Source organism: Hyphomonas oceanitis (assembly GCF_036964545.1).
Lineage (GTDB): Bacteria > Pseudomonadota > Alphaproteobacteria > Caulobacterales > Hyphomonadaceae > Hyphomonas > Hyphomonas oceanitis.
Genome location: NZ_JBALTL010000003.1, coordinates 44,036 through 69,228, shown reverse-complemented (window position 1 = coordinate 69,228; position 25,193 = coordinate 44,036). Strand labels below are relative to the sequence as shown.

General features: G+C 60.1%; 24 protein-coding genes and 1 tRNA gene. 16 read left to right on the top strand and 9 right to left on the bottom strand.

What is annotated here, in order from left to right:
• Nucleotides 1-229 precede the first annotated feature (229 nt).
• Nucleotides 230-1,963: a hypothetical protein gene (locus V7651_RS09445; RefSeq protein ID WP_335613038.1), complete on the top strand. Its 1,734-nt coding sequence runs from the start codon at nt 230-232 to the stop codon at nt 1,961-1,963.
• Here the strand turns inward: V7651_RS09445 and V7651_RS09440 are convergent, their stop codons facing one another.
• Nucleotides 1,964-4,123, bottom strand: coding sequence for a penicillin acylase family protein (locus V7651_RS09440; protein ID WP_335613037.1), 2,160 nt, complete (start codon nt 4,121-4,123; stop codon nt 1,964-1,966). It abuts the gene before it with no gap.
• Between the two features lie 147 nt (nt 4,124-4,270).
• Between V7651_RS09440 and argB the strand changes: the two genes are divergently transcribed.
• The 6 genes from argB to V7651_RS09410 all read left to right on the top strand — a co-directional run bounded on the left by argB (nt 4,271) and on the right by V7651_RS09410 (nt 9,485).
• The gene (gene argB / locus V7651_RS09435; RefSeq protein WP_335613036.1) at nt 4,271-5,167 is read left to right on the top strand and encodes an acetylglutamate kinase; all 897 of its coding nucleotides are present in this window, start codon (nt 4,271-4,273) and stop codon (nt 5,165-5,167) included.
• Nucleotides 5,142-6,179 (top strand): DUF1036 domain-containing protein, encoded by a 1,038-nt coding sequence (locus tag V7651_RS09430; protein ID WP_335613035.1) that lies wholly within the window; start codon nt 5,142-5,144, stop codon nt 6,177-6,179. The genes argB and V7651_RS09430 overlap by 26 nt, the downstream gene beginning before the upstream one ends.
• A complete protein-coding gene (locus V7651_RS09425; protein WP_051624545.1) occupies nt 6,169-6,912 on the top strand; it encodes a pyrimidine 5'-nucleotidase in 744 nt (247 codons plus the stop codon). The genes V7651_RS09430 and V7651_RS09425 overlap by 11 nt, the downstream gene beginning before the upstream one ends.
• Nucleotides 6,913-6,937: 25 nt before the next feature.
• Complete coding sequence (gene dapD, locus V7651_RS09420) at nt 6,938-7,765, top strand: 2,3,4,5-tetrahydropyridine-2,6-dicarboxylate N-succinyltransferase (RefSeq protein ID WP_035536371.1); 828 nt, start codon at nt 6,938-6,940, stop codon at nt 7,763-7,765.
• Nucleotides 7,766-7,851: 86 nt separating this feature from the next.
• Nucleotides 7,852-8,976, top strand: a complete 1,125-nt coding sequence (locus V7651_RS09415; protein ID WP_335613034.1) for a ParA family protein — start codon at nt 7,852-7,854, stop codon at nt 8,974-8,976.
• A gap of 8 nt (nt 8,977-8,984) precedes the next feature.
• Nucleotides 8,985-9,485, top strand: a complete 501-nt coding sequence (locus tag V7651_RS09410; RefSeq protein WP_335613033.1) for a hypothetical protein — start codon at nt 8,985-8,987, stop codon at nt 9,483-9,485.
• Nucleotides 9,486-9,523: 38 nt separating this feature from the next.
• On the opposite strand, the gene V7651_RS09405 is transcribed toward V7651_RS09410, so the two are convergent.
• The 5 genes from V7651_RS09405 to gluQRS all read right to left on the bottom strand — a co-directional run bounded on the left by V7651_RS09405 (nt 9,524) and on the right by gluQRS (nt 14,666).
• Nucleotides 9,524-9,928: a response regulator gene (locus tag V7651_RS09405; protein ID WP_051624544.1), complete on the bottom strand. Its 405-nt coding sequence runs from the start codon at nt 9,926-9,928 to the stop codon at nt 9,524-9,526.
• Nucleotides 9,929-10,033: 105 nt separating this feature from the next.
• On the bottom strand, nt 10,034-11,134 hold the full coding sequence (locus V7651_RS09400) for a Zn-dependent alcohol dehydrogenase (protein ID WP_335613032.1): 1,101 nt from the start codon (nt 11,132-11,134) through the stop codon (nt 10,034-10,036).
• 110 nt (nt 11,135-11,244) lie between these two features.
• Nucleotides 11,245-12,843, bottom strand: coding sequence for an alkaline phosphatase (locus tag V7651_RS09395; RefSeq protein ID WP_335613031.1), 1,599 nt, complete (start codon nt 12,841-12,843; stop codon nt 11,245-11,247).
• Nucleotides 12,844-12,921: 78 nt separating this feature from the next.
• Nucleotides 12,922-13,767: a DMT family transporter gene (locus V7651_RS09390; protein WP_335613030.1), complete on the bottom strand. Its 846-nt coding sequence runs from the start codon at nt 13,765-13,767 to the stop codon at nt 12,922-12,924.
• A gap of 53 nt (nt 13,768-13,820) precedes the next feature.
• Nucleotides 13,821-14,666 (bottom strand): tRNA glutamyl-Q(34) synthetase GluQRS, encoded by an 846-nt coding sequence (gluQRS, locus tag V7651_RS09385; protein ID WP_335613029.1) that lies wholly within the window; start codon nt 14,664-14,666, stop codon nt 13,821-13,823.
• A 121-nt stretch (nt 14,667-14,787) separates the two neighbouring features.
• On the opposite strand from gluQRS, the gene V7651_RS09380 reads away from it, so the two are divergent.
• Nucleotides 14,788-15,855, top strand: a complete 1,068-nt coding sequence (locus V7651_RS09380; RefSeq protein ID WP_335613028.1) for a hypothetical protein — start codon at nt 14,788-14,790, stop codon at nt 15,853-15,855.
• Here V7651_RS09380 and msrA read toward each other — a convergent pair.
• The gene (msrA, locus tag V7651_RS09375; RefSeq protein WP_335613027.1) at nt 15,852-16,502 is read right to left on the bottom strand and encodes a peptide-methionine (S)-S-oxide reductase MsrA; all 651 of its coding nucleotides are present in this window, start codon (nt 16,500-16,502) and stop codon (nt 15,852-15,854) included. The genes V7651_RS09380 and msrA overlap by 4 nt on opposite strands.
• Nucleotides 16,503-16,613: 111 nt before the next feature.
• Here msrA and V7651_RS09370 point away from each other — a divergent pair.
• A tRNA-Ser gene (locus V7651_RS09370) sits at nt 16,614-16,703 on the top strand.
• 30 nt (nt 16,704-16,733) lie between these two features.
• Here the strand turns inward: V7651_RS09370 and V7651_RS09365 are convergent.
• Nucleotides 16,734-16,997, bottom strand: a complete 264-nt coding sequence (locus V7651_RS09365) for a DksA/TraR family C4-type zinc finger protein (protein ID WP_035536362.1) — start codon at nt 16,995-16,997, stop codon at nt 16,734-16,736.
• A gap of 157 nt (nt 16,998-17,154) precedes the next feature.
• Nucleotides 17,155-17,778: a porin family protein gene (locus V7651_RS09360; protein WP_035536361.1), complete on the bottom strand. Its 624-nt coding sequence runs from the start codon at nt 17,776-17,778 to the stop codon at nt 17,155-17,157.
• Nucleotides 17,779-18,146: 368 nt separating this feature from the next.
• Between V7651_RS09360 and V7651_RS09355 the strand changes: the two genes are divergently transcribed.
• Genes V7651_RS09355 through V7651_RS09325 form a run of 7 tightly spaced genes read left to right on the top strand, consistent with a single transcriptional unit; the run spans nt 18,147 to nt 25,111 of the window.
• The gene (locus tag V7651_RS09355) at nt 18,147-19,772 is read left to right on the top strand and encodes a putative bifunctional diguanylate cyclase/phosphodiesterase (protein ID WP_335613026.1); all 1,626 of its coding nucleotides are present in this window, start codon (nt 18,147-18,149) and stop codon (nt 19,770-19,772) included.
• A 48-nt stretch (nt 19,773-19,820) separates the two neighbouring features.
• Nucleotides 19,821-20,450 (top strand): phosphoribosylanthranilate isomerase, encoded by a 630-nt coding sequence (locus V7651_RS09350; protein WP_335613025.1) that lies wholly within the window; start codon nt 19,821-19,823, stop codon nt 20,448-20,450.
• A 37-nt stretch (nt 20,451-20,487) separates the two neighbouring features.
• Nucleotides 20,488-21,705, top strand: coding sequence for a tryptophan synthase subunit beta (trpB, locus tag V7651_RS09345; protein WP_418887230.1), 1,218 nt, complete (start codon nt 20,488-20,490; stop codon nt 21,703-21,705).
• Complete coding sequence (gene cutA, locus V7651_RS09340; protein ID WP_035536356.1) at nt 21,706-22,023, top strand: divalent-cation tolerance protein CutA; 318 nt, start codon at nt 21,706-21,708, stop codon at nt 22,021-22,023. It abuts the gene before it with no gap.
• The gene (gene trpA, locus V7651_RS09335) at nt 22,023-22,850 is read left to right on the top strand and encodes a tryptophan synthase subunit alpha (protein ID WP_035536355.1); all 828 of its coding nucleotides are present in this window, start codon (nt 22,023-22,025) and stop codon (nt 22,848-22,850) included. Before cutA ends, trpA begins: the two co-directional genes overlap by 1 nt.
• 30 nt (nt 22,851-22,880) lie before the next feature.
• Nucleotides 22,881-23,861: an acetyl-CoA carboxylase carboxyltransferase subunit beta gene (locus V7651_RS09330; protein ID WP_335590383.1), complete on the top strand. Its 981-nt coding sequence runs from the start codon at nt 22,881-22,883 to the stop codon at nt 23,859-23,861.
• On the top strand, nt 23,858-25,111 hold the full coding sequence (locus V7651_RS09325; RefSeq protein ID WP_335613024.1) for a bifunctional folylpolyglutamate synthase/dihydrofolate synthase: 1,254 nt from the start codon (nt 23,858-23,860) through the stop codon (nt 25,109-25,111). Before V7651_RS09330 ends, V7651_RS09325 begins: the two co-directional genes overlap by 4 nt.
• Nucleotides 25,112-25,193: the final 82 nt, after the last annotated feature.

The window sequence follows — 25,193 nt, the reverse complement described above, 5'->3', positions numbered from 1 at the left end:
GCAACCACTGCGAGCCAGCACCTAGGCGCCAGATACGAACCCAAACGGCTTTTCAATCTTTGAGGACCAGGGGCGATGAGACGCGCAATGTTGCAGCCCGAATAGGAAGACCTCGCTACACAACGCGAATGAATTCCTTTCATCGTCCAGTTTCCACCTATTCATCTCTTCTTTCAGGTGGAAATATCTGATCTGTTGCTCAAGATGACAAGTCAGTGGGGGCTGATGCATGCTTGAAATAGTTAACTATTCGCTTGTGTTTGCCGGACTATGCGGCCTGTTTGGAGGAATTTATCGCTTCAACACGCTAGAGGCGACGCGAGTTAAGCACCATGAGCAGATAGTTAGCTATGCAGAAGCTGTGGCCAAGGCCACTTGGTTTGAACGTATCAAAAGTTCGCTGCATACCATTTCCCACTTATTGGATCGGGTGTATGGGCCGCCTAAAGACACCGGGACCCATTTTCGGCATTTCATGACCGACCGGGCCTGGAGGGCCAGCGCGACGATCGTTGCCTTCTACCTGTTTATCCTGCCGGCTATTCTCGCGACATTTCTATTTGCGATCTGGTACTACCTTCCAAACGAAACCGTAAAAGGCATCTCCCAATGGGTGAGGGCATGCATTGCGTTAGGCGCTGTCCTTACCACCCTTGTTCTGGTGTGGCTCATCATCAAGCGAATACGGTTGCAAACAAAAAATGTGACAAAGTCTGCGCCACGCCTGTTTGATAATGCGCGCCTACCTCTGCTCGTTGTGTCGTTGTTTCTTGGCCCACTCATGTTGCTCGCGACTTTTGAGCAGACACTTATGACAACAAGCCTTGTGGCAGTTTTATTTCTGTCGGCTCTGTTCATTTATATGTACTGGTTGGTCATCACGATCTGGAATTTCACTCTGCGCTCCCCTGTAATTATCGGCATAGGAACATTTTTTATACTGATTGGTCTTGGCGGTTTTATAGCTATCTACACGCCCGCCATGTACTTCAATTCGCAGTACGCCGAATCGGCAACTCAAATGTGGATTCGGTTTCCGCTCGCATCCGCATTTAGCACCATTTTCGGAGTTATCATTGTTGCGCTTACGCTCACCTATGTTGCGTGGACGGGATTAGAGTATTTCAAACTCAGCGTTGTGCCGCGACGCTTTGTTTACGTCACTTGGGGCGCGGTCTTGCTGACTTACCCCTTTACTCTGATGCTGGCACCAGTTTGGGCGACTGTCGAGGGAATAGGCATGACGCCGTTCGGGCCTGGCGGAACACTCTTGGCACTGTTTGTTTTTGTGCAGCTTTTCCTGCTCGTTTACACGCCGATCTATTCCAACAGTATTCCTGACAGCATCTCGATGGGGTTCACGCGGTATTGCATTCGAAAATGCAGCAAGGCGGTCAACGTGAGTGAGTTGATGTATTTTGCCGTGATAGATTGTGCGGTCGCAGTGGCGTGCGTTCTCATGAGCGGCGCACTGTTTTTTATTGGCGGGGGCGCTGTGTTTTTAACAAGCGAGGTGCTGATAAAAATAGTGAATCTGTTTGGAGGAGATACGACGACGGGAAACTTGGCTATCGTGCCTGGAATGTCTATTGCAGGCCAGTTCTTCATGACAAATGTCAGCGCCGTATACCTTTCTATTTTTGAAAGTATCGGGCTGAGGCATTCAATTGTGCTGGATAATAGTTCCCTGAACGGCACGGCATTTTTCAGGCAGTTTATAATGTTTTTCATCTTCACCGCCCTGATACCGTCGGCAGTGAACTTGCTAATAATATTCACGACGGGATTTGCGCACGCGGTGGCACGCGTCAGTTCCAGCTTCGCGACGCGGGTTCATGCGCTACTTCTGGAGGTTGATGAACAGGGCGCGCCTGTCGCGATCTGGAGAAGCACATCCTTAATCGGAATTATTGGCGGAACAATGCTGGCTTCTATACTAGCTGCTTCTGAATTCCTGTTCTGATCAATCTTTCCCGGGATGATAGGTTCGCGTCGCGTTCGCCACGACGTCCTCATGCGTGAGGTGGGCCTTGCGCCATTCCCGGGCGACGAAGAGCGGGGCCTGGTCGGCATAATGGGGGGAGGCCGCATCCAGTATGGCGCTGCCATAGGGGCTGATGACGCGGGCGGTCTGACGGCCCTGCCTGTCCCATTCGACGAGGGCGATCCATGTGTCGCCGGCGGTCATGTGCAGCGTGCCATCGTCGCGCATGCCTGCAGGATAGACGGCGCGCAGCGTGTCCGGCCCGCCGCTGATCGGCAGGCTGACATTGCCGCGCACGAGCCGGTTGACTTCGCCCCATTCCGGATCAATCCGACCGTGATGGACCGTCAGCCATTCAACCGCCTCGCGGAAGGCCGTTTCGGGCTTGGGGGCAGGAATTCGTGTGTACTTCGCCGTGATTTCGCGCAGGACGGTGAGGCCGCCGAGCGCGGCATAGCGGCTGTCGGCATTCATGTTCAGGTCCCAGGCGGCGAGGCGTTTGGCGGCTTCGGCCATTTCCGGCTCCTGGCTCCAGTCGATGGCGACAACTTTCGCAATCAGGTCTGCCGCCTCTGACTGACTGGAATAGGTCGTGTCGAACTTGATTGCGAGGAGGTCCGGCTCGTTGATCGGGCTCTTGCCGTCGGTCAGTTCGATCATGCGCAGGGAGCGATTGGTCTGGTTGGTCTGCAGGCCCATGGACTGGGGAAAGTCATCCGGCTTCAGATTGTCCGGGCCATCGGTGGCACTATAGGGCGTGTTATTGGAATTGAAGACGAGGCCGGAGACGGGATTGACCAGTTTCGGCACCGCATCCCATGGCCTGTAGCCCTGCCAGATCAGGTCCGACCGGTCGCCCGGCATGTCGCCTGACCAGTCCCAGGCATTATCGCGATTGGGATATTGCCCGTTATGGATGAAGGCGACGTTGGCGTCCTTGTCGGCATAGATGTAATTGATGCTCGGCAGGGCGTTGAGCGACATCGCGGACATGAAGCCATCCATGTCCTCGGCCTTGTTGAGCCGGTAATATTGCTCGAGCTGGCGGATCTCGCCCATGCCAGCATAGCGCACGGCATAGGTGCCGTGCTTGGCTTCGATGACGGGGCCTTGGGCTGAGCGTTTGACCGGGCGCTTAACGGTGAGCGCAAAGGGACCGAACAGTTTGACGTGCAGCGTGACGGTCGCTTCGGTAAAGTCCACCCATTCGCCGTCGAGCTTGTACTGGTGCGGATTGTCCGGGTTGACGGTGAGGACATAGGTGTCGACCAGATCCTGTGCGCTGACCGTATTGGCCCAGCCGAGATCGGGCGTGAAGCCGTGCAGGATAACCGGCGTGCCGGGGAAGAGGCCGCCGGTGATGTCGAGGCCTTCATCGGAGGTGAGCTGGGCTTCGTACCAGGCGACAGGGCCGGTCAGTGGCTGGTGGGAATTGATCATCAGCCGTGTGACGTCATCGCCCGCACGGCGGCCTGAGACAGCGATGCCATTGGAGCCGCGCTCCGCCATGGTCTTCGGCCCGATCAGGAAAGCCTTGCGGCCCTCGGCGGGGTCGAGCGCAATGGTCTGCGTATAGTCATTTCCGAAGAGCCCCATGAACGTGTCATCAAGCCCGTAGAAGAAGGGCGTCTTGAAAATGAAGCCTGCGACGACATCCTCTGCGGTGAATGGGGCAAGGCCACGCCAGGTCGCCTTGGGGTTTTCCGCGGCATAGAGGTTGAGTCCGGCCGCATAGGCCTCGGCCATGGCTTTCACATCTTCCGGTACGTCCGTCTCGTAGCGCAGGGCCACCGTATCCCAGACACCCAGCAGGGCAACGAGATAGTCGACCGGGGCGGCATCCTGGCCGCGATAATGGGCAAGCATGCCACGCCCGGCGGCAACGGTTTCCTGGATCGTCTCGTAATCATCCTCGGCATGGGCATAGGCGAGGCCAAAGGCGGCATCCGCGTCGCGCGCGCCATGCACATGCGGTACGCCGAATTCGTCGCGTATCACCTCGGCGTCATAATTTGCGGCAGCAGCGGACAGCTCGGTGGCGGACGGGTTGGCGGGCAGGGGATCCCACAGGAAGATTCCGGCACCGATCAGGAGGACAACAATGAGCGCTGCAACGCCCGCCAGAATGCGTTTCATCATGAATTTCCCCGCCTGCTTTGTCTTTTGCCGGAGCCTAGCGGCTTGGCGCACGGATGTCGCGTGCGGAATGCGAGGGTTTCGCCGGGCCGAAAAGCGCCTTATGAGGCTGGCGCAAGTGTTACACGATGAAGGATGGCGCGCCGCGCAATGACAGATACCGCTTCCCAGGCCCAGTTCACGGCAAAGACCCTGTCCGAGGCCCTGCCCTATATCCAGCGCTATGCCGGACAGACCATCGTGGTGAAATATGGTGGCCATGCCATGGTTGATCCGGCGCTTTCTGCCGGGTTTGCGCGCGATGTCGTGCTGCTGAAGGCGCTCGGCATCCATCCGGTGGTTGTGCATGGCGGCGGGCCGCAGATCGGCAACCTGCTGGAAAAGCTGGGTATCACGTCCGAGTTCAAAGGCGGCCTGCGGGTGACGGACGAGGCGACGATGGAAGTCGTCGAGATGGTCCTCTCAGGGCCAATCAACAAATCCATCGTTCGGGCGATCAACCAGGCGGGCGGCAAGGCCGTTGGCCTGTCGGGCTCTGACGGCAATTTGATCCGCGCCGAAAAGGCAACGAAGACGTCGAAAGATCCTGACAGCCATATCGAGCAGGTGCTGGACCTTGGCTTTGTCGGCGAGCCGAGCGCGGTGGACACGACCGTGCTGCTGGCCATGCTGCGGGCCGATGCGAACCTCATTCCGGTCGTGGCGCCGGTGGGCGTTGGCGCCGATGGCGCGCGCTACAATATCAATGCTGACACCGCTGCTGGCGCGCTGGCGGCGGCGCTGGGCGCGAGCCGTCTGCTGCTGCTGACGGATGTGGCCGGTGTGCTCGACAAGGACAAGAAACTGATGCGGGAAATCCCCGTGGCGGATATTCCGGGGCTGATCGCGGACGGCACAGCTGCAGGCGGTATGATTCCCAAGCTTGAAACTGCCGCGCATTCCGTAAATCATGGTGTCGGGGCGGCTGTGATACTTGATGGGCGTGAGCCGCATGCCCTCCTCCTGGAGTTATTCACAGAACATGGCGCAGGTACGCTCGTTTCTTAAAATCCTCAGCCTGATGGCCGTGCTGGCAGGCTTCGGTCAGGTCGCTGCGGCGCAGGACAGCAATGATGGCTGGTCGCTGTGCAATCGCACCAGCTATATTATCGAGGCGGCGATCGGCCGGCCGGAAGCCAAGGGCATCACGGTCGAAGGGTGGATCAAGCTTCAGCCCGGCAGCTGCAAGCTGGCTTTGCCCGGCCCGCTGGAGCCGAAATTCCATTTCGTCTATGCGCGCACTTCATCTGCCCATCGCGGCGGCGTGCGCGAATGGGGCGGCAACACCGAGCTTTGCGTTGACCCGACGGGCAGTTTTTCGCTGGAAAGCCCGCCGGAATGTGCGGCCATGGGGCTGGAAGCGCGCGGCTTTCGGGCGGTCGAGGTCACCCGGCGCACGCGCTGGATGACGCCGTTCACCGAAATCGACAATTATGATGCCGAGAAAGCCCGCGCGGCGGGCATCCAGCGCCTGCTGGAAGAGGCGGGCGTCGTCTCCGGCGTGATCGACGGCAATATCGGCCACAAGACGCGTGCCGCAATTGCGGAATTCCTGAAGAAGAACGGCCTCCCGGCGACGACGTCCGAGGCGGACCTGATCGATTTCCTCGAGCAGGTCGCCAAGGAGCGCGGCCGCGGCGTAGGCTTTACCGTTTGTAACCGCACCAAGAACCGAATCTGGAGCGCGATTGCGCGGCGCGGTTCGGAGGGCTGGGAGAGTCGGGGCTGGTGGATGCTGGAAGCGGGCGGGTGTTCACGCGTGCTCGACAGGCCGCTCAGCGGGCAGGAGCACTACGTCTATGGCGAGATGGAGGATGGCGACACGATCCGCACGCTGGCCAAGGCATCTGATGCGTTCTGTGTTGGCCGGTCCAAGTTTGCGATCATCGGGCGCGACGAGTGCGAGGCCTCGGCCTATCGCACGGCGCTGTTCCAGGCGGCACCACCACCGGTGGACCGCAAGCTGGTATTTGAATTCTTCGAGCGCGACTTTGCAAAGGCGAGCCAGAATGACCGATAATCGCGCGGGCGTGCATATCACGCCGTTTGGCAGTTTCGGGCATGTCCGCGACTGGGTGTTCGATCTGGATAATACGCTTTACCCCGCCGAGTGCGATCTTTTTGCCGAGATCGATACGCGGATGACAGATTTTGTCTCGCGCCTGCTGATGCTGCCACCGGCAGAAGCACGCAAGGTCCAGAAACAATACTATGCGGAGTATGGCACCACGCTGGCTGGCCTCATGACAGTTCACAAGATAGACCCATCTGACTTTCTGGGTCACGTCCACAAAATAGACCTGAGCCCCCTGCCAGACCTGCCGAACCTGCGAAGCGCGCTGGAGCGTCTGCCTGGGCGCAAGTTTGTCTATACGAACGGCTCGCGCGGCCATGCCGAGCAGGTGACCGACAAGATGGGGCTCTCACATCTGTTCAATGGCAGTTTTGGAATCGAGGATTCCGATTATGTGCCCAAGCCAAAGCCTGCCTCCTATGCCGCCTTCCTGAAACTGCATGATGTCGACCCCCACGGCGCGATCTTCTTCGAGGATCTCGCGCGCAACCTGGCGCCCGCCAAGGATGTCGGTTTCACCACGGTTCTTGTCCATTCGGAGAAGGACTGGAGCCATGAACCGATCGAGGCGCGTCCTGCGAACCTCTCTGATGTTCTTGGGGATGACGGGCCGGATCACATCGACTATGTGACGGGCGACCTTGCCGCTTTTCTCGAAGCGGCAATTGAAACACTCTAAGCCTGCCCACCGGAGACTCGCCGAAATGACCCACGCCCTTGCTGACGTAATCGACCGCGCCTGGGAGCGCCGCGATGAGCTTTCCACCGGAACAACCGGTGAAGTGCGCGAAGTTGTCGAGGCTGCTATCGACCTGCTGGACAAGGGCGAAGCACGCGTTGCAAGCAAGGAAGCGGATGGCAGCTGGACCGTGCACCAGTGGCTGAAGAAGGCCGTGCTCCTGTCGTTCCGCCTGAACGCCAATGGCATTGTTCCCGGCGGCCCCGGCCCAGGCACATGGTGGGACAAGGTGCCGTCGAAATTTGAAGGCTGGGGTGAGGCGGACTTTATCGAAGCCGGTTTCCGCGCCGTGCCGCCGTGCGCCGTGCGCCGGGGCGCCTTCATCGCGAAGAATGCCGTGCTGATGCCGTCCTATGTGAACATTGGCGCCCATGTCGGCGAAGGCACAATGATCGACACATGGGCCTCAGTCGGCTCGTGCGCGCAGGTCGGTGCGAACTGCCACATCTCCGCCGGAACGGGTATCGGCGGCGTTCTGGAGCCGCTGCAGGCCAATCCGACCATCATTGAAGACAATTGCTTCATCGGCGCACGGTCTGAAGTGGTTGAAGGCGTGGTTGTGGGTGAAGGATCGGTGATTGCGATGGGCGTCTTCATCACGCAGTCGACCAAGATCGTGAACCGCCAGACGGGCGAGATCAGCTATGGCAAGGTGCCGCCCTATTCGGTCGTCGTCCCGGGAACGCTGCCCGACAAGAATGGCGGGCCATCGCTGGCTTGCGCCGTGATTGTGAAAACGGTTGATGCTCAGACGCGGTCCAAGACCGGCGTCAACGAGCTGCTGCGCGACTAGATTGCGCCAAGGAAATTCTTTCTACTTGAGCGATAATATAATGTTTGGTTAACATGCCGCTGGTGGCGCAGCGGGGTGGGATAGCCATGTTTGATATATTTGGTGTTCAGATTAGTTGGGCACAAATTCTTGCTGGCTTTATAGGCATGCAAATACTGGGTTTAGCGTGGAGTCGCACTCGTCAGCTAATTGCCAATATGTGGGATGCGCTGTTTAGGTTCGTTCCAGCGGTATATCGATTCCATGATATGAGGCGCCATTTTCGCGGCGGCGGGAGCATATGGAGTTACCGCGCAACAAGAAGGCTTACGAGAAAGCAGCGGGACAGCTTGCCGAAAGTGCTCACGGTGATGAACTTCAAAGGAGGAGTTGGAAAAACTACGCTCGTTGCCAATCTAGCATGCAGCTTTGCGCTCAAGTTCGGACTCAAAATACTCGTTGTTGACCTCGACTATCAAGGCTCCCTGACATCTCTTCTAAAGCCTGCGGGTCTCGATGAGGGGAGGATGAATCTCGCGGGAGACTGGCTAAAGACGAAGCATCCGCATGGCGTATCTGCGGAGTACTTTACTACGAAAACAATCTATCCCGATTTGCCAATCGACCTCGTTACGGCAGGATATGAGTTAACCGAAGTTGAGAACAATCAGCTCCAAAGATGGCTTCTTCATGCGGATGATTTGTCAGCCGACCTGCCCACAAAGTTTGCGCGAACTCTGAGCTGGGCAAAAAACGGCTTTACTCAATATGATCTGATTATAATGGACGCTCCACCAAGGCTGAGCGTCGCCTCAATCAACGCCCTCGTTGCGAGTTCGCACGTATTGATACCTGCGAAGCTAGAGCATCTTGCGACTGAGCCGATCAGAAAGCTACTTGATCAACTCAAACAGCTAGCTGTCCAGTTTGGCGCGAAGTTTTCGGTGCTTGGTGTGGTTTGCAATATGACTTGGAAATTGGATGGGCCAATACAAGCCGAAATCCCTTATTTCAATTCGATATTGTCGGCCCTTCCTCAAGGTTCAAAATTATATCAACCCTTCGTCCCTGACAAAAATTATATTGGCAAGCCCGGCACAACCGCCGTTGCATACATGCTCGGGGGCAAGGAGGGCGAAACAGTTAGGTCTTGGTTCGATCAGCTCGCCCATGAGATTTTGCAAGACATGGAGCTTCTCGATACTGACTTAAGAATCGTAGCGGCAGAATGACGTGGATCATGTTCGACAAAAAACCGACCATTCAACAAATAGCTGCAGCACTTAGCAGTGTCCTGGATGCTTACTCGTCCGCAGGCAAAACAGCTCCCAGCTTAGTTAAGCTAACAAAAGCCCTCCAATCTACTTCAGAGCATTCACTTGATGATTTCATCAGTCTTCTTGTCACTGAAAATACGAAGCCCAAGAAGTCAGCGTCTCAGACGAAAAGCACTTCAGTAATAGCGGACCGTATCGAGCATTTTAGTAAGCTATTCGATCTAACCATCAATGATCCCAGCATGCTCAATAATACAATTGAAAGCATGCGTAGTGAGGCGAAGTCTCGACGATCTGGCACTCTTACGAAGACTGCGCTTGAAGCACTTTATGCGACTCTTGTTGGCTCTACTGTCAGATTCGCAACCATCGACATGGCTTCAGATAGTATTAGGCAGCGTCTCATTGAGCGCATTAATGACTCGCAGTCCCTAAAGCATTCCCAACGGCACAAGGCCTTCTAGTTCACATACTAAACAAAAAGCGTGAACGCAGTACGCGACTAGGCTGGCAGGGGCCCGCTGCCGACCGAATCATTTTTTGATGAGAGAAGCTGCTTCAGGGCAGACTTGAGCTGGCGCGGAAGCGTGGGCTTGCGGCAGATCGGAGCTGATTGATAGCGCGCCCGGAGAATGTCCTCAGCCGAATGGCCTGTATTGAACAGGAAGGGGATGCCCCGTGCGGCAAGGATATCGGCGACCGGAAACACAAGTTGTCCAGCCACATCCACGTCGAGAATGGCCGCATCGGCTTCGATTGATTCGGCAAGTTTCATGGCTGCTTGAATCGTATGGGCGGACGCAACAGCGGCACCGCCCATTTCGGCGACCATGTCTTCAAGATCCATCGCGATGAGGATCTCGTCTTCGACAATAAGGATTTGAGGCGGCTTGGTCATATTGGTCAAATGAACAGGCCCTCCTTTCGTTCCCATTTTCATGCAGCTAGTTTCTAACAAGCTACCTCAGATGGTTAACATTCCCGTTAACGGCGCACGTTTTCCCGTAGATTCTTAGTCAAACATGACAACCTGTCGAGCGACGGAACCCTTGTTATCTTTAAGATTCTGGAGCGCACCGGTCAACCCGTCAAGACCGATCCGATCGGACACAAGGTCGTCGAGGTGGAGTTTTCCCTGTTGGTAAAGTGTCACAAGTCTTGGGAAATCAATGCGGAAGCGGTTCGAGCCCATGACCGCACCCTGTAGCCGCTTTTCTGTAACAAGCAGTTCGATTCCCGGGATTTCAATGTTCACGCCGGGGGGGATCATGCCGATCACCGTCATCACGCCGCGCGGGCGCATCATCATGTAGCCCTGCTCTGCCGTCAGCTTCAAACCGACGCATTCGAAGGCATAGTGAACGCCGCCTTGCGTCAGTTCCTTCACCTGTTCGATCGGGTCGCCATTCTTTGGATTAACAAAGTCGGTGGCGCCAAATTTCTTCGCCATGGCCAGTTTTTCGTCTGAAAGGTCGACAGCGATGATCCGCGAGGCACCGGCAATCGCCGCGCCATTGATCGTGGAGAGGCCGACACCCCCGCAGCCGAGCACGGCCACGGTCGAGCCAGGCTCGACTTTCGCGGCGTGGAACACGGACCCGACACCCGTTATGACGCCGCAGCCGATCAGGCAGGCGCGGTCCATCGGCATGTCCTTGTCGATGACGCAGAGCGTATTCTCGTGGACGAGGATCTGTTCGGCAAAGGAGGAGAGGTTGAGAAACTGGGAGACCTTTTCCTTGCCGATCGACAGGCGGGGCGCCTCTGTCGGGCCGCGCTTGAACTGTTCGCCGTTCACCGTGTGGCAGACCGACATATGGCCCGTCAGGCAGAATTCGCAGGTGCCGCAGAAGGGCGAGAGGATCGAGACGACATGGTCGCCGGGCTTTACCGCGCTGACCATTGAGCCGACCTGTTCGACAATCCCTGCGCTTTCATGGCCGAGGATGACCGGCATTTCGGTCGGAAAGGCGCCGTCCCAGAAGTGCACGTCCGAATGGCAGACACCGACCGCTTTCAGCCGCACGAGCACTTCGCGCGGGCCGGGCTTGGAAATGGTGACTTCTTCGATCGAGAGCGGCGCATTGGGCGCCCGCATGACGGCAGCTTTCATCGTGTTTCCTCCGGTTTTGGTCCGGCGCTCGTTCGGTGGCGCTCGGATCTTTGATCCCACCATTGCGCAGCAGCCGGGACTTGAACAGCCCGGCCGCTACGGAAGGTAGGCTATTCGGCGCTGGGCGCTTTCACGAGCCCGCTGGCGCGGCCCATGACATGGAAGATCTCGTTCTGCTCCATCACGCCGCTAACGAGCTCCGAGCCGGGGCCAGTTGCGAAGATGGCCACGTCATCACCGCCATGGGTTTCAGAACCCATGAACACCAGCGAAGGCTGCTGGAAGTCCGGCTCTGTCGTGTCGACATCGGAGAGGTCTTCACGGGTACAGTCCGGCTCACCTTCGACCATGCGGCAGGCGGTCATGCCGCTCGCATAGGAAAGGGTCGTGTAGGGCTTGCCGTCCTGCGCCATCATATGGTCGTCGTCGAGACCCGTTGCGACCTTGCCGAGGATCGGGTTTCCGCGCTGTGGGTAGCCGGAAATCGTCATCGTGTGGGAATGGTCGGCAGTAACGATGATCAGCGTGTCGTCATTATCGGTCATGTCGAGGGCTGCAGCGATGGCCTGGTCGAACGCGTCGGTCTCGTCGAGCGCGCGGGCAGCATTGACGCCGTGGTGGGCATGGTCGATGCGGCCGCCTTCGACCATAAGGACAAAGCCGTCCGGATCCTGGGACAGCCGCGTGATGGCTGCCTTGGTCAGGTCAACCAGCGAGGGCTCACCGGCCGTATCCTTGGCGCGGTCCATTTCGAACTGCATGTGCGAGCGTTCGAACAGGCCGAGGACTTTCACATCCGAGGTGAAGTCGGTGGCGTCGAAGCCAGCCTGATCGGTGATGTAGACACGGTCAGGGCCCTTGGCGACCCATTCGGCGGTCAGGTCGCGGCCATCCTTGCGGCTGCCGGTCTTGCCTTCATTCTCGGGGTCGGCTTCGGCCTCGGTCAGGAAGGCCGAGCGACCGCCGCCCATGGCGACTTCGAACCCGTCGCCTTCCGGCCATTCGATCAGCTGTCGGGCGATATCCTTGCAGTCGCCGGCATCGCCGCCCTTGAGGTCTGCGTCGGATTCCCAGTCGCGGTTCGGGGTTTCCGAATAGGTCGAGCCCGGTGTCGCATGCGTGATGCGGGCCGTGGAGATAATTCCTGTGGCGAGGCCTTCGCGCTCTGCCAGGTCAAATATGGAATCGGTGCCGTTGCCCTGCGCCAGAGCGCAATTGTTGCGGGTCGCTTCCTTCAGCACGCCGAGCGTGCCGGAGTTGACCTTGACGCCAGCGGTCATGGCCGTGGCCGTCGAGGCGCTGTCGGCGACCTGATAGTCATGGCTGTAGGTTTTCGACAGCGCCATGTGGGGCAGGGTTTCCATGGTCAGCGAATAAGACTCGCCGTCGAGGCCGCGTTTCTGGCCGGCATAGATGCGAGCGGCCGTGACGGTAGGAATGCTCATGCCGTCGCCGACGAAGAGGATCACGTTTTTAGCGGGCTTCACGCCTTGCGCGTCAATCCGCTTCTGCACGGCTTCGGCGGCGGAGACGTAATAGGAATCACTTGCCTGTTCCGGCACGAGGCCCGGACGCAGCGGGGCAGGGGGTGTCACGGTTTCGGTGGCGGCCAACGCTTCTGGCGCTTCGGCAGGCGGCGGCGTAGTCGTGGTGCAGGCCGTAGAGGCGAGCGCGAGGCCCGTCATGAGGGCGGCGATGGATGTGCGCATGTCTTTGGTTCCCCGATCAGATACGATGGGGGGAGTGATAGACGAGTTTTGTGGCAGTTTCGATTCAGTCGCCGCGATTTAGTCGATCGGGACCGGTTTTCCGCGTTGCGAGAGCCACACAGCCACGAGAATGGCAACGGCGCCGCCAGCTTGCAGGGCAGTGAGCGGTTCGTCGAACATGACCCATGAAATGGCCGCCGCGACAACGGGCTGGACGACCACGAGGACGCCGGCAATGGCGGCGGGTGTTCGCCCCAACCCGGCAATGATGAGGCCCTGACCCATGATCTGCACGAAAATGGCCAGGAAGAGCGGCACGCCGAAGCCATTGAGTGTGGCCGGCAGGCGCGGTTCGCCTGACACCAGCAGAATAAGCCCGCCGACGCAGACTTCGACAATGGTCAGCCAGAATATGGTCTCGATACCGCCAAGGCGCCGCCGGGCAAGTTTCGAACAGAGCATGTAGCCCGAGACGAGCAGCGCCGCCCCGAGGGCCAGCAGGTCGCCGCGTATGTCGCCTTTGCCGCCGACTTCGCCGCCCAGTGAGAGGGCCGCAGCGCCCGCAACAGCGAGCAGGATGGCAACAAACCAGATATTGGTCGGGCGCTCCTTCAGGAACAGCCACGCCACAAAGCCGACGGACACGTTGCCGAGGTTCACGATGAATGTCGCGTTCGACACCGTGGTCAGCGTCAGGCCCCAATGCCAGAGGGCAATATCGAGCGTGAAGAAGGTGCCTGCGAGCAGCACGAACCGGTTTGGTGCACGGGGCGCGCGGCGTTCAATCAGGAACACGAGGCCCAGCAGGAGCGGCGCGGCAAAGACGTAGCGCCAGAAGGCGATTCCCTGCGGGCCCAGCTCACCCAGACCCAGCCGGAGCCCGATGGGCGCAAAGCCAATGCAGATGCCGCCGGTCAGGACCATGAGGGGTCCGATCCAGTGACGGGTTAGAGGCGGTGATTGGGTTTCCAGGGAGGTCATGCGGCGCAGGTCATGGCCCGGATATCGTCTGGTGTCATCCCTTCTTCGCGGTAGGCTGACAATCCCTTGTCGCCGGCGCGCTTGGAGAGCTTTTTACCGTCCGGTCCGAGGACCAGCGGATGGAACCGGTAGATCGGTGTCGGCCAGTCCATCAGTGCCTGCAGCAGGACATGCACGCTGGTCATGGCGCGTATGTCTTCGCCGCGTATGACATGGGTGATGCCCTGCAGCGCATCATCATGGCAGCAGGCGACATGGTAGCTGGCGGGCGTATCCTTGCGGGCGAGGACGACATCACCGAACGCTTGTGGGTCAGCCGGGACCGTTCGTGGACCATTCGCGGTCACTTCCGTGTACGCGAGCGCGCCATAGCGGGACCCAAGTGCGACCTTTGCGCGGGCAAGCGAGAGCCGCCAGGCAAAGGCATGGCCCCGGCTCAGGTATTCGGCCTCCTCTGAAGGTGAAAACGGCTTGCCGACATAGCCGGCTTCGTCAGGGTCCACCCCGGCGGGCAGGGCGGCGGCGATCTCGCGCCGGGTCTTGAAGCAGCGATAGATCAGGCCGCGCTCATTGAGGCTGTCGATGACGCGGGCATAGTCGTCGAAATGGTCTGACTGGCGCCGGACGGGGCCGGACCAGTCCAGCCCCAGCCATTCCAGATCAGCGAGAATGGAGGCTTCGTATTCCGGGCGGCAGCGGGTCTGGTCGATATCCTCAAGGCGCAGCAGAACGCGTCCGCCAGCTGCGCGGGCCGCATCCCAGACATGAAAGGCCGAGGCCGCGTGGCCGAGATGCAGGTGCCCCGTGGGGGATGGCGCGAAACGGGTGACAAATTCTGACACGTGCCCTCCCATTGATGCCGCATGGCGATGCTAGCGCGGGATCGCCCGGTCTAACAGTCATTACCTGTTGCCAGAGAAGGGCAAGGCTCGTATCGCCTTGGCGTTAACGAGGTCAATTGCCATGCTGGAAACAGGCTGGTTCACGGCAGCTGAAGACTGGGTCGAGACGCATGCGCTCAGTGCCCATGAGTTCGCGACGTTCGGGTTCGCGATGGCCGTGCTCCTGTGCCTTGTGCTGATCTTCCTCCTGTTCTCGGGCCTTCGCGCTTTGGTGACGCGCATGCGCAATGCGGCCGGTGCAAGGGCTTTCCGCCGCAGCAAGGAGCCGGGCTATCGCATCCTTCTGGCGCGTCCGGCCGGGCCGGGTGCCGGTCGGACGCGCAAATGGCTGACCGCTGCCATCCAGGACCATCTCGCCGAGTTCAATTTTGGCGCACCGTTCCGCGTTGTCGGTACGGGTCAGATCACTGGCGGCTCGGAGCAAAAAATTCTGGCTGAGGCCCGCAAGCGCCTTGCGACGGCGGATGCCGACATGCTGGTCTGGGCGAGCCGTATCGGCAAGGGAGCGGATGGGCTGGTCGTTCAGGGACTGTCGCGCGGCGGTGGCCTGCGGGCAGATGAAGCGCGGGCCTTCAGCATTCCGCTGCCCGGCCGCTTTGACGCGCTGGACGACGAGATGCCGCGTGTGGCGGCCTACCTGCTGGCCAAGAAACTGCAGCCGGCTCTGGCCAATCCGCAGGCCTTCCGGCCCGAGAAGATGAAGCTGCTGGCTGAGGCGCTGGACGAAATGATGGCGGGTTCAGGCGGCATTGCGCCGGTTGTTCGCAGCGAGCTTGAGGCCGATTTCTGCGCGTCCGGCGTGCATGTGGCTGAGGCCATGGGCGATCTGGCCGCGCTCGACCGGGTGATCGCCATGCGCCGCGGGCATCTTGAAGCCGTCGACACGACATCGGATTCCGCGCTTGTCTCGCAGGCACGGATGGATCTTGGCCGGGCCCTGCTGGCACGTGCCGAGAAACAGTTCGACCAGAAGACGGTTCAGGAAGCGATTGCCCACCTGTCGCAGGTGGTCGAGGCCTTGAGAGGCGATCCGTCCATCCAGAAGGCACAGACCGCCTCAGACGCCATGTTCAAGGCGCAGACCATGATCGAGACGCGCAAGCGCTTCTCGATGAATTTCGGCTCCTAGACGCTGAGCCCGATCGGGCAGGACACGCCTGTCCCACCAATCCCGCAATAGCCCGCCGGGTTCTTGGCAAGGTATTGCTGGTGATAGTCCTCGGCATAGTAGAATTTATCAATCGGCTTGATCTCGGTCGTTATGCTGGCGCTGTGGCCTGAACGGGCAAGGGCGCCCTGATAGGCTTCGACCATCTGGTGAGCCGTGTCTTCCTGCGCATCGCTGGTCGTGTAGATGGCCGATCGGTATTGCGTGCCCACGTCGCCGCCCTGGCGCATGCCTTGGGTCGGGTCGTGGCTTTCGAGGAAAAGCTTCACCAACTCGCCATAGGTGATCTTTGACGGGTCAAACACAACGCGTACGACTTCGGTATGGCCGGTGCGGCCGCTGCAGACTTCTTCATAAGTGGGATTCGGGGTCGGTCCACCGGCATAGCCGGCAGCTGTCATCCAGACGCCATCCTGTTGCCAGAACTTGCGTTCTGCACCCCAGAAGCAGCCAAGGCCGAAAATGGCAAGTTCAAATCCGGCGGGCGTTTCGCCCTGAAGCGGACGATGAAAGACGAAATGTTCGGCAGCCGTCGGGATGGCGGCGCTGCGGCCGGGAAGGGCGCTCGCGGCATCCGGAATGGTTGCGGGTTTGGTTGAGAACAACATGGTGCGGTCTCCTTTGCTGACAGGAATATGGGGCTGCATGCTGCGAACGGCAATCACGGTCTTGCGAGCGGCCATGCGTTCCGCTATGGCCCTGTGCTTCGCGAAGGCGATGGTGAGGTGGCCGAGTGGTCGAAGGCGCACGCCTGGAAAGTGTGTAGGCTAGCAATAGTCTCCAGGGTTCGAATCCCTGTCTCACCGCCAGCCCGGCTTCCATCCGGACAATCGACAGGCCTAACGCAGCTGGCTGTCCTTGCTGCCGCGGCGGTTGATGCCGGAATGGACGCGGGCCTTGTCGCGCTCCGACTGGCATTTAACGCACGTACGTACACCCGGCACGGCCTTGCGGCGCGCTTCGGGAATGGGTTCCTCGCATTCGTCGCAATGGGTTGCGCTTGCACCCGCAGGGATGCTGGCGCGCGCATTGCGCACGGCATCCTTGATGCTGTCGTCGATCTGATCCTGTACGGCGCCATCCCGCGCCCAGCCATTGGCCATGTCGATTCCCGTTTCCTGTATGTTCCAATATTGAGAGATAAGTCTCCGGTGTCCCCATTCCAATGAGTGCGACTGCAGGCGGGTTCCATACGGGCATGATGAAAAACGCCGGCCTCCTTTCGGAGACCGGCGCATTCATTCAGGCAATCAGGCAGGCTTAGAACTTGTAGCCAACCGCAATCGTTGCAGCGCCCGTGTCGGTGTCTTCGAAGTCGTAATAGGTGTAATCACCGCGCAGCTGCCAGCTGTCGGTCAGGTCATAGGTGAGACCGGCGCCGAGGGCAGGGCCATCAGCCGAATCCTCGATCACGGCGAGCGTCGTGCCGCCGGGTGTGATGACCGAAGCGTCAACGTCGATATAGGCATAACCGGCGCGGGCCGAGACATTCAGGCGCTCGGTCAGTGGCACGCTGGCGCGACCGTAAAGGCCAACCAGATAGTTCAGGCCGAGGTCACCCGAAGCGGCGATCACGTCATTGAGGTCCGTGTCCTCATTGTCGTCGAGATCGAAGTCGTCTTCGTCGACATTGTAGTCGAACTCACCATCATCGATGCCGGACGTCACGTCTGCTTCGAGGGAGAACATCGGCGTGAACTGGTAGCCGACGCGGCCTGTGATGGCGTTGGTGTCGATACCGGAATCAGCACCGTCAGGCTCGATGTTCACATAGGAATAGCCGCCCTGCACATAGAGGCCGGTATCTTCCTGAGCGACGGCGGGGGCGGAAAGGCCAAGGGCAATCGCGGCAGCGGACGAGGAAATGATCAAAAGCTTTTTCATGGGAGGAAATCCTTTGGTTTAGGCATCCCGAACTGTTCGGGACATGGTGCGCTAACGGCTCCCATGAGCGCCGCGTTCCAGCCCCGCATGTGCGCTGAATCCTGCTGTGGCAATTGCAGCACACTTTGTTAAAGGGCGTTAACGTTCTGACCTGTATTCGAGCCAACAGTTCGCGGTAAAAAAGCGCCTGAATTAGCCCGAAACGTCGATGTTTTCCGGTCAATTTGGCTGAATGGCACAAGCACTATTTAGACATGTCGGCCTAGTAACCCGGCTTCTCCCGAAACCAAGGATTGGTTCGCCTGAACAGCATGCGTCGTTTTATTGGTAATCTGATCCGCGCAAGCGACAGGATGCTGCCCTCATGGTTGCATAATGACATCGCGTTCCTCATCGCGGGAAGTGCGCTGACCATCATGATCGGCGGTCAGTTCGACCTGTTTGAGCGTTTCGCTGCGTTTTCTGCCAAGCATGAGCACTGGAACATTGATGAGTTCGCGCTGGTCTTCATCTCGCTATCGATTCAGGCCCTTATCATTGCGGCGCTGCGCTATCGGCAAATGCAACGGGAACACGCCCGGCGTGTGGTTGCCGAGCAGACCATGTCGGATCTCGCGCTAGCGGATTCGCTGACGGAACTGCCCAATCGCAGGGCCTTCCACCGGGTCCTGCAGAACCTCACCGAGGCCGGCAATGGATCATGCGTCCTGTTCATGATCGATCTGGACCGGTTCAAGCCGGTCAATGACCTGCATGGACATGGCGTCGGTGATACCGTGTTGCGGGAACTATCGGCGCGCCTCAGAAACGTGTCCCAGGGTGCGGCCATATTTGCGCGTCTCGGCGGCGACGAGTTCGCTGTCCTTTATAGCGGCGCACAAACACTGGAAATGCGCACCGCAATTGCCACACGCATTCTGGCCGAGATGGAAAAGCCGGTCAGGATTGGCGCGATAGTCTGTACGGTGGGCGCAAGCATCGGTATCGCCACCTGTGCGCCGGATGCTGCGCTGTCGGGTGATGAGCTCATGCGCCGCGCCGATCTCGCCCTCTACAGGGCCAAGGGGTCGGGCAGGGGGACGTTCTGTCACTTCCGGCACGAAATGAGCGATCAGCTGGCGGCACGCAAACGCCTCGAGCACGACCTGCAGCGCGCGCTGACCAATGGCGAGATCCGCGCACATTACCAGCCGCTTGTGCGCCTGTCGGACCGGCGTGTCGAAGGTTTCGAGGTTCTGGCGCGGTGGCTGCACCCTGATCTCGGCATGATCATGCCGGATGCCTTCATTCCAATTGCCGAGGATACGGGCCTGATCCAGCAAATGACGATGGCGCTGATCCGCGAAGCCTGCTCGGACCCGATGCACCAGGCCGGGCAGCACTATCTTGCCATCAATATTTCCGCCTCCCTGCTCAATCGCGATCTCTGCGCGCATGTGGTCAAGATTATCCAGGCCGTTGGTTTTCCCGCAGAGCGGCTGGAGCTGGAAATCACCGAAAGCGCCCTGATAAATGATATCGAGGCGGCCGGTCTTGTCCTGGCGCAGCTGCGGCGTGCGGGCTTCTCGCTGGCGCTTGACGATTTCGGCACGGGCTATTCCAGCCTTACGCACCTGCGCAAACTGCCGATCAACAAGATCAAGATCGACCAGTCCTTCATTGCGACCATGACGCACAACCCGACCAGCCGGAAGATCGTCGAGGCGCTGGTGTCGCTCGCGGCCAGCATGGATGTGGAAGTGACAGCCGAGGGTGTTGAGACCAGCGACATGGCGTTCCAGTTGCGCGACATCGGCTGCCTGACGGCGCAGGGCTATTATTTCGGGCGCCCGTCCATGCCGTCGTCCGTGAATGCGTTCAGTCCTCTGGCGCATGACCAGCTTGAGCGTCTCAAGGCCATGATCGCGCGCCCCGATGGCGAGCAGCCACCCGCTCAGGCCGTAAATGTCTCCGGCCCGGCCACCATGGGACTGGCCCGCGCGCCCCGCGCCTGAAGGCCCGAAGTGTGGACGTAGGCCCGGTGCTGGCGTAACGGGCATGTCATGACCCACGTGAAGATATGCGGCCTTACCGATCCGGACCTCGTGCGCTTTGCTGCGCGTGAGGGGGCCGACTGGATTGGCTTCAATTTCGTCCCCGGCAGCCCGCGCCGCGTGACGCCGGAAGCGGCGGCGAGCCTCTTGCTGCAGGTCGGCAAGGCGCGGCCCGTGGCGCTGATGGTCGATCCGACCGATGCCGAGGTCGACGCGATTGTTGCGCTTGGCTTCCCGGTGCTGCAGCTGCATGGCGCCGAGACGCCTGAGCGGCTGGCCGAGATCAAGGCGCGTACGGGCCGCGAAGTCTGGAAAGCGCTGGGCGTTGCCACCCGCGCCGACCTGGACACCGCCAATACGTTCGTGAGCGCGGACAAGCTGCTGATTGATGCCAAGCCGCCAAAGGATGCGGCCTATTCCGGCGGTCATGGGCAGGTGTTCGACTGGGCAATCCTCGACGGATGGCAGCCTGCGGCGCCCTGGATGCTGGCGGGCGGCTTGACGCCGGACAATGTCGCCTCAGCTATTGCCGCGACAGGAGCGCCCGCAGTTGATGTCTCCTCTGGCGTCGAGCGGGTACGAGGGTTAAAGGACAGAGAGCTGGTGCGGGCCTTTATCCGCGCCGCGAAGCAGCCCTGAGCGCGCCTGGCGCGTCTTCGGGACAGGAAACAAAGGCATGACGATGGACCTGCGCAATACCTGGGACAAATGGCCGGACGCAAACGGCCGGTTTGGTGAGTTCGGCGGACGCTATGTCGCCGAAACGCTGATGCCGCTGATCCTGGACCTTGAGAAGGAATACCGGGCGGCCAAGCTCGACCCCGCCTTCAAGGCGCAGATGGACGACATGTGGGCCCATTATGTCGGCCGCCCGTCGCCGCTCTATTTCGCCGAGCGCATGACCGAGCATTTCGGCGGGGCCAAGATCTATTTCAAACGCGACGAGCTGAACCATACCGGCGCGCACAAGATCAATAACTGCCTCGGGCAGGTCCTGCTGGCCATGCGCATGGGCAAGACACGTATCATCGCCGAGACGGGCGCCGGCCAGCATGGCGTGGCAACGGCGACGATCTGCGCGCGCTTTGGCCTGAAATGCGTGGTCTTCATGGGCGAGACCGACGTCGAGCGCCAGAAGCCGAACGTTTTCCGCATGCGCCTTCTGGGCGCCGAGATCGTGCCGGTGTCTTCCGGCACGGGCACGCTGAAGGATGCGATGAACGAAGCCCTGCGTGACTGGGTGACGAATGTGGATGACACGTTCTACTGCATCGGCACGGCCGCTGGCCCGCACCCCTACCCGGAAATGGTGCGCGACTTCCAGAGCATTATCGGCATCGAAGCCCGCCAGCAGATCCTCGAGCGCGAAGGCCGCCTGCCGGACGCTGTGATGGCCTGTATCGGTGGTGGCTCTAATGCCATCGGCCTGTTCCACCCGTTCATCAATGATGAAGGCGTGCGCCTGATCGGCGTTGAGGCGGCGGGACATGGCATCGAGACGGGTGAGCATGCGGCGGCGCTGAATGGCGGCAAGCCCGGCATCCTGCATGGCAACCGCACCTATTTGCTGCAAACCGATGACGGCCAGATCGTCGATGCGCACTCCATCAGCGCCGGGCTCGACTATCCGGGCATCGGGCCGGAACACGCCTTCCTGCGCGATACCGGCCGCGCTGAGTATCTTTCCTGCACTGATAATGAGGCGCTCGCTGCATTCCAACTTTGTACCCAGCTTGAGGGTATCATCCCGGCGCTGGAGCCCGCGCACGCGATTGCACGCTTGGGCGACGTGCTGGAGACCATGGACAAGGACGGCCTGCTGATCATGAATCTCTGCGGCCGCGGCGACAAGGATGTCTTCAGCGTCGCCAAAGCACTGGGGTTTGAAATCTAAATGACCATTCTCCTTATCCGCGTTACCTGCCCGTCCCGCCGTGTCGCCGAGGAAATTGCTGACGCCGCTGTCGAGCGCCGCCTGTCGGCCTGCGCCAATCTCGAAGGGCCGGTCACCTCCACCTATCGCTGGAAAGGCGTGGTCGAGCATGCTTTCGAGTTCGTTCTGTGGATGAAGGCGCCCGAGGCGCACTGGACCGAGATCGAAGCGCTGGTGAACGAGATCCACCCCTATGAGGTGCCGGCCATTGTCGCGCTGCCTTGCGCCCATGTTTCCGCGCCTTATGAGGCCTGGGTCAACGAAAATACGGATTCCTGATGCCCACTTCCCGAATTACGGCACGCTTTGACAAGGTTAAAGCGGAGAAACGCGCAGCATTGGTTGCTTACCTCATGGCGGGCGACCCGGACCTTGAAGGCAGCTTTGCCTCCATGCAGGCCCTGCGGGACAATGGCGCCGACATTATCGAGATCGGCGCGCCCTTCACTGATCCCATGGCGGACGGCCCGTCCATTCAGCGGGCCGGCCTGCGTGCGCTCGCCAATCATACCAAGCTGATCGACGTGATCTCGCTCGTCGCGCGCTTCCGCGAAACCGATCAGGAAACGCCTGTCATCCTGATGGGCTATGCCAATCCCGTGCATTCGCTGGGCTATGCGGCCTTTGCCGAAGCGGCCCATGCGGCTGGCATTGATGGCACGATCCTCGTTGACCTTCCGCCGGAAGAAGACGCAGAGCTGCGCGCCGAATATGCCAAGCACGACCTCTCCGTCATCCGCCTCGCCACGCCAACCACGCATGAAGCCCGCATGGCTAAAGTGGCCGATGGCGCTTCTGGCTTCGTTTATTTTGTCGCCGTTAACGGTGTTACAGGCGCCGGATCGGCTGATCCTGAGTCCATCGCCGGGAACGTCGAGATGGTGCGACGCGTATCAGGATTGCCCGTCTGCGTTGGTTTTGGTGTGAAAAATGGTGTACAGGCTGCAGAAATGGCTAAAATCGCCGATGGGGTTGTCGTAGGCTCCGCTTTCGTGGAGCATGCTCAGTCAGCCCACGAATCGGGTGATTATTCAAAAGCGCCGCGGGGAATGGGCGCATTGGCAGGGGAACTGAGCGCAGCGATCGCTGCGGTGGTTAAAGCGTAGAGGCTGTTACGGTCTTTAAGGAGTTAAGGCATGAACTGGATCACGAAGGTCACTCCCCCTGGCCTGAAGACCATGCTCGCCAAGAAAGAGACGCCGGACGACCTCTGGGTCAAATGTCCTGCGTCCGGTGAACTTGTCTACAAGACGGACCTTGAAGAGAACTGGTGGGTCACGCCCGCCGGCGCACACATGCGCATCAGTCCGCGCACGCGTTGCCGCCTTCTGTTCGATGAAGAGCGCTGGGAGCCGATCCTGCTGCCGCCTGTTCCGTCCGACCCGCTGAAATTCAAGGACGACAAGCCCTATCCCGCCCGCATCAAGGCGGCCAAGGCCAAGATCGCCGCGCGCGAGAAGCGCGAAACCGAGAATGGCGGCGCGCCTCTTTTGCAGGATGACTGCATGGTTGCGGCCTATGGCAAGATCGGCGGCGTGCCGACGGTCCTGCTGGTGCAGGATTTTGACTTCATGGGCGGTTCGCTCGGCATGGCGGCGGGCGAAGCCTTCGTCACTGCTGCGCAAATGGCCCTCGCCCGCAAGGCGGCCTTTGTGGTTTGCACGGCTTCCGGCGGTGCACGCATGCAGGAAGGCACGCTCAGCCTGATGCAGATGCCGCGCACGACGCTGGCCGTGAACGAACTGGCTGAAGCCAAACTGCCTTATATCGTTGTGCTGACGGACCCGACTTCGGGCGGTGTCTCGGCGTCTTATGCGATGCTGGGCGATATCCATCTGGCCGAGCCCGGTGCGATGATTGCCTTCTCCGGCCCACGCGTGATCGAACAGACCATTCGCGAAAGCCTGCCCAAGGGCTTCCAGCGCTCGGAATTCCTGCGCGAAAAGGGCCAGGTCGATATCGTTGTCGACCGCCGCGAGATGAAGGCGACGCTGACGCGTATCCTGTCGCATCTCCTGCCCAATTCCCGCCGCCGCGATGATGCGCGCATCACCGCGCTCAGCCAGCCCAAGACCCATGTGCCCAAGGCCGCGGAGACCAAAGGCAAGCCTGCTTGATCGGAAACAATGCGGCCCTTGCCGCAGCGCTAGCGCGTTTCGAAGGGCTCTATCCTGAAACCATCCAGCTATCGCTCGGGCGGGTCGAGGCGGCGCTTGAGGCGCTCGGCCGTCCGCAGGACAGGCTGCCGCCGGTCATTCATGTGGCAGGCACGAACGGCAAGGGCTCGACCTCCGCCTTCATGCGCGCCATGGCTGAGGCGGCTGGCCTTACGGTTCATGTCTTTACCTCACCCCATCTCGTGCGCTTCAATGAGCGCATTCGGCTGGCCGGAGAGATTGTCGACGATGCGGGCCTGATCGCCTGGCTCGACCGCACGTTCGAGGCCGTTCAGGGCCTGCAGATCACGCATTTCGAAGCGACGACGGCCGCTGCTCTGCTCGCTTTCAGCGAAGTGCCGGCTGACCTCCTTATTCTCGAAGTCGGCCTTGGCGGGCGCTATGATGCGACCAATGTGATCGCCGAGCCAGCGCTGTGCGTGATCACGCCGATTGATTTCGATCACAAGGCTTTCCTTGGCTCGGATATCCGCAAGATCGCGGGCGAGAAGGCGGGCATTATCCGCCCCGGTCGCCCGGTCCTGTCGGCGATCCAGCGCAAGGTGTGTGATGAGGTGATCACTCAGGAAGCCGCCCTCCATGGCGCGCCGCTCTACCGGCTGAAGGCGCATTTCATTGATGCCATGCCGGAAGACATTTCGCTGATCGGGGAACACCAGCGCGGCAATGCGGCGCTTGCCGCCATGGCCATGCAGCTGTTCGGCGGCTCTACACGTATCAGCCAGGACGCCATCTTCGAAGGCGCCCGCACGGCCACATGGCCTGCCCGCATGCAGCGGCTCAGCGAGGGTCCGGTCACGGCTCTCGCGCCTGAAGCTGAAGTCTGGCTCGACGGCGGGCATAATCCGCATGCGGCGCGGGCGATTGCGCATCATCTGAAAACGCTGCCGGGGCGCACGGTGCTGGTGACCGCCATGCTGGCTTCAAAGGACGCGACAGGTTTCTTCCTGCCCTTCCGCCACCTGAAGCCGGACGTTTTCACCTTGCCCAATGCACCCGGCCATCGCGGCGCCGAGCCTCACGACCTGGCGGACGCGGCGCGCACGGCGGGCCTTGATGTCACCGTATGCGCCGATCTGGGCGCCGCCGTCAGCGCGGCCGCTGAAACAGGCGCGGACCGTATCCTCATCTGTGGTTCGCTCTATCTTGCCGGCGAAGTGCTCGCGGCCAATAACGAGCCGCCGGCTTAAACCTTCCTGCATTCCAGCCATGCGCAGGAAACGGGTGGCTTGCCGCAACGTCCTTGTGTCACCAGACTGGTACGCAAACGGA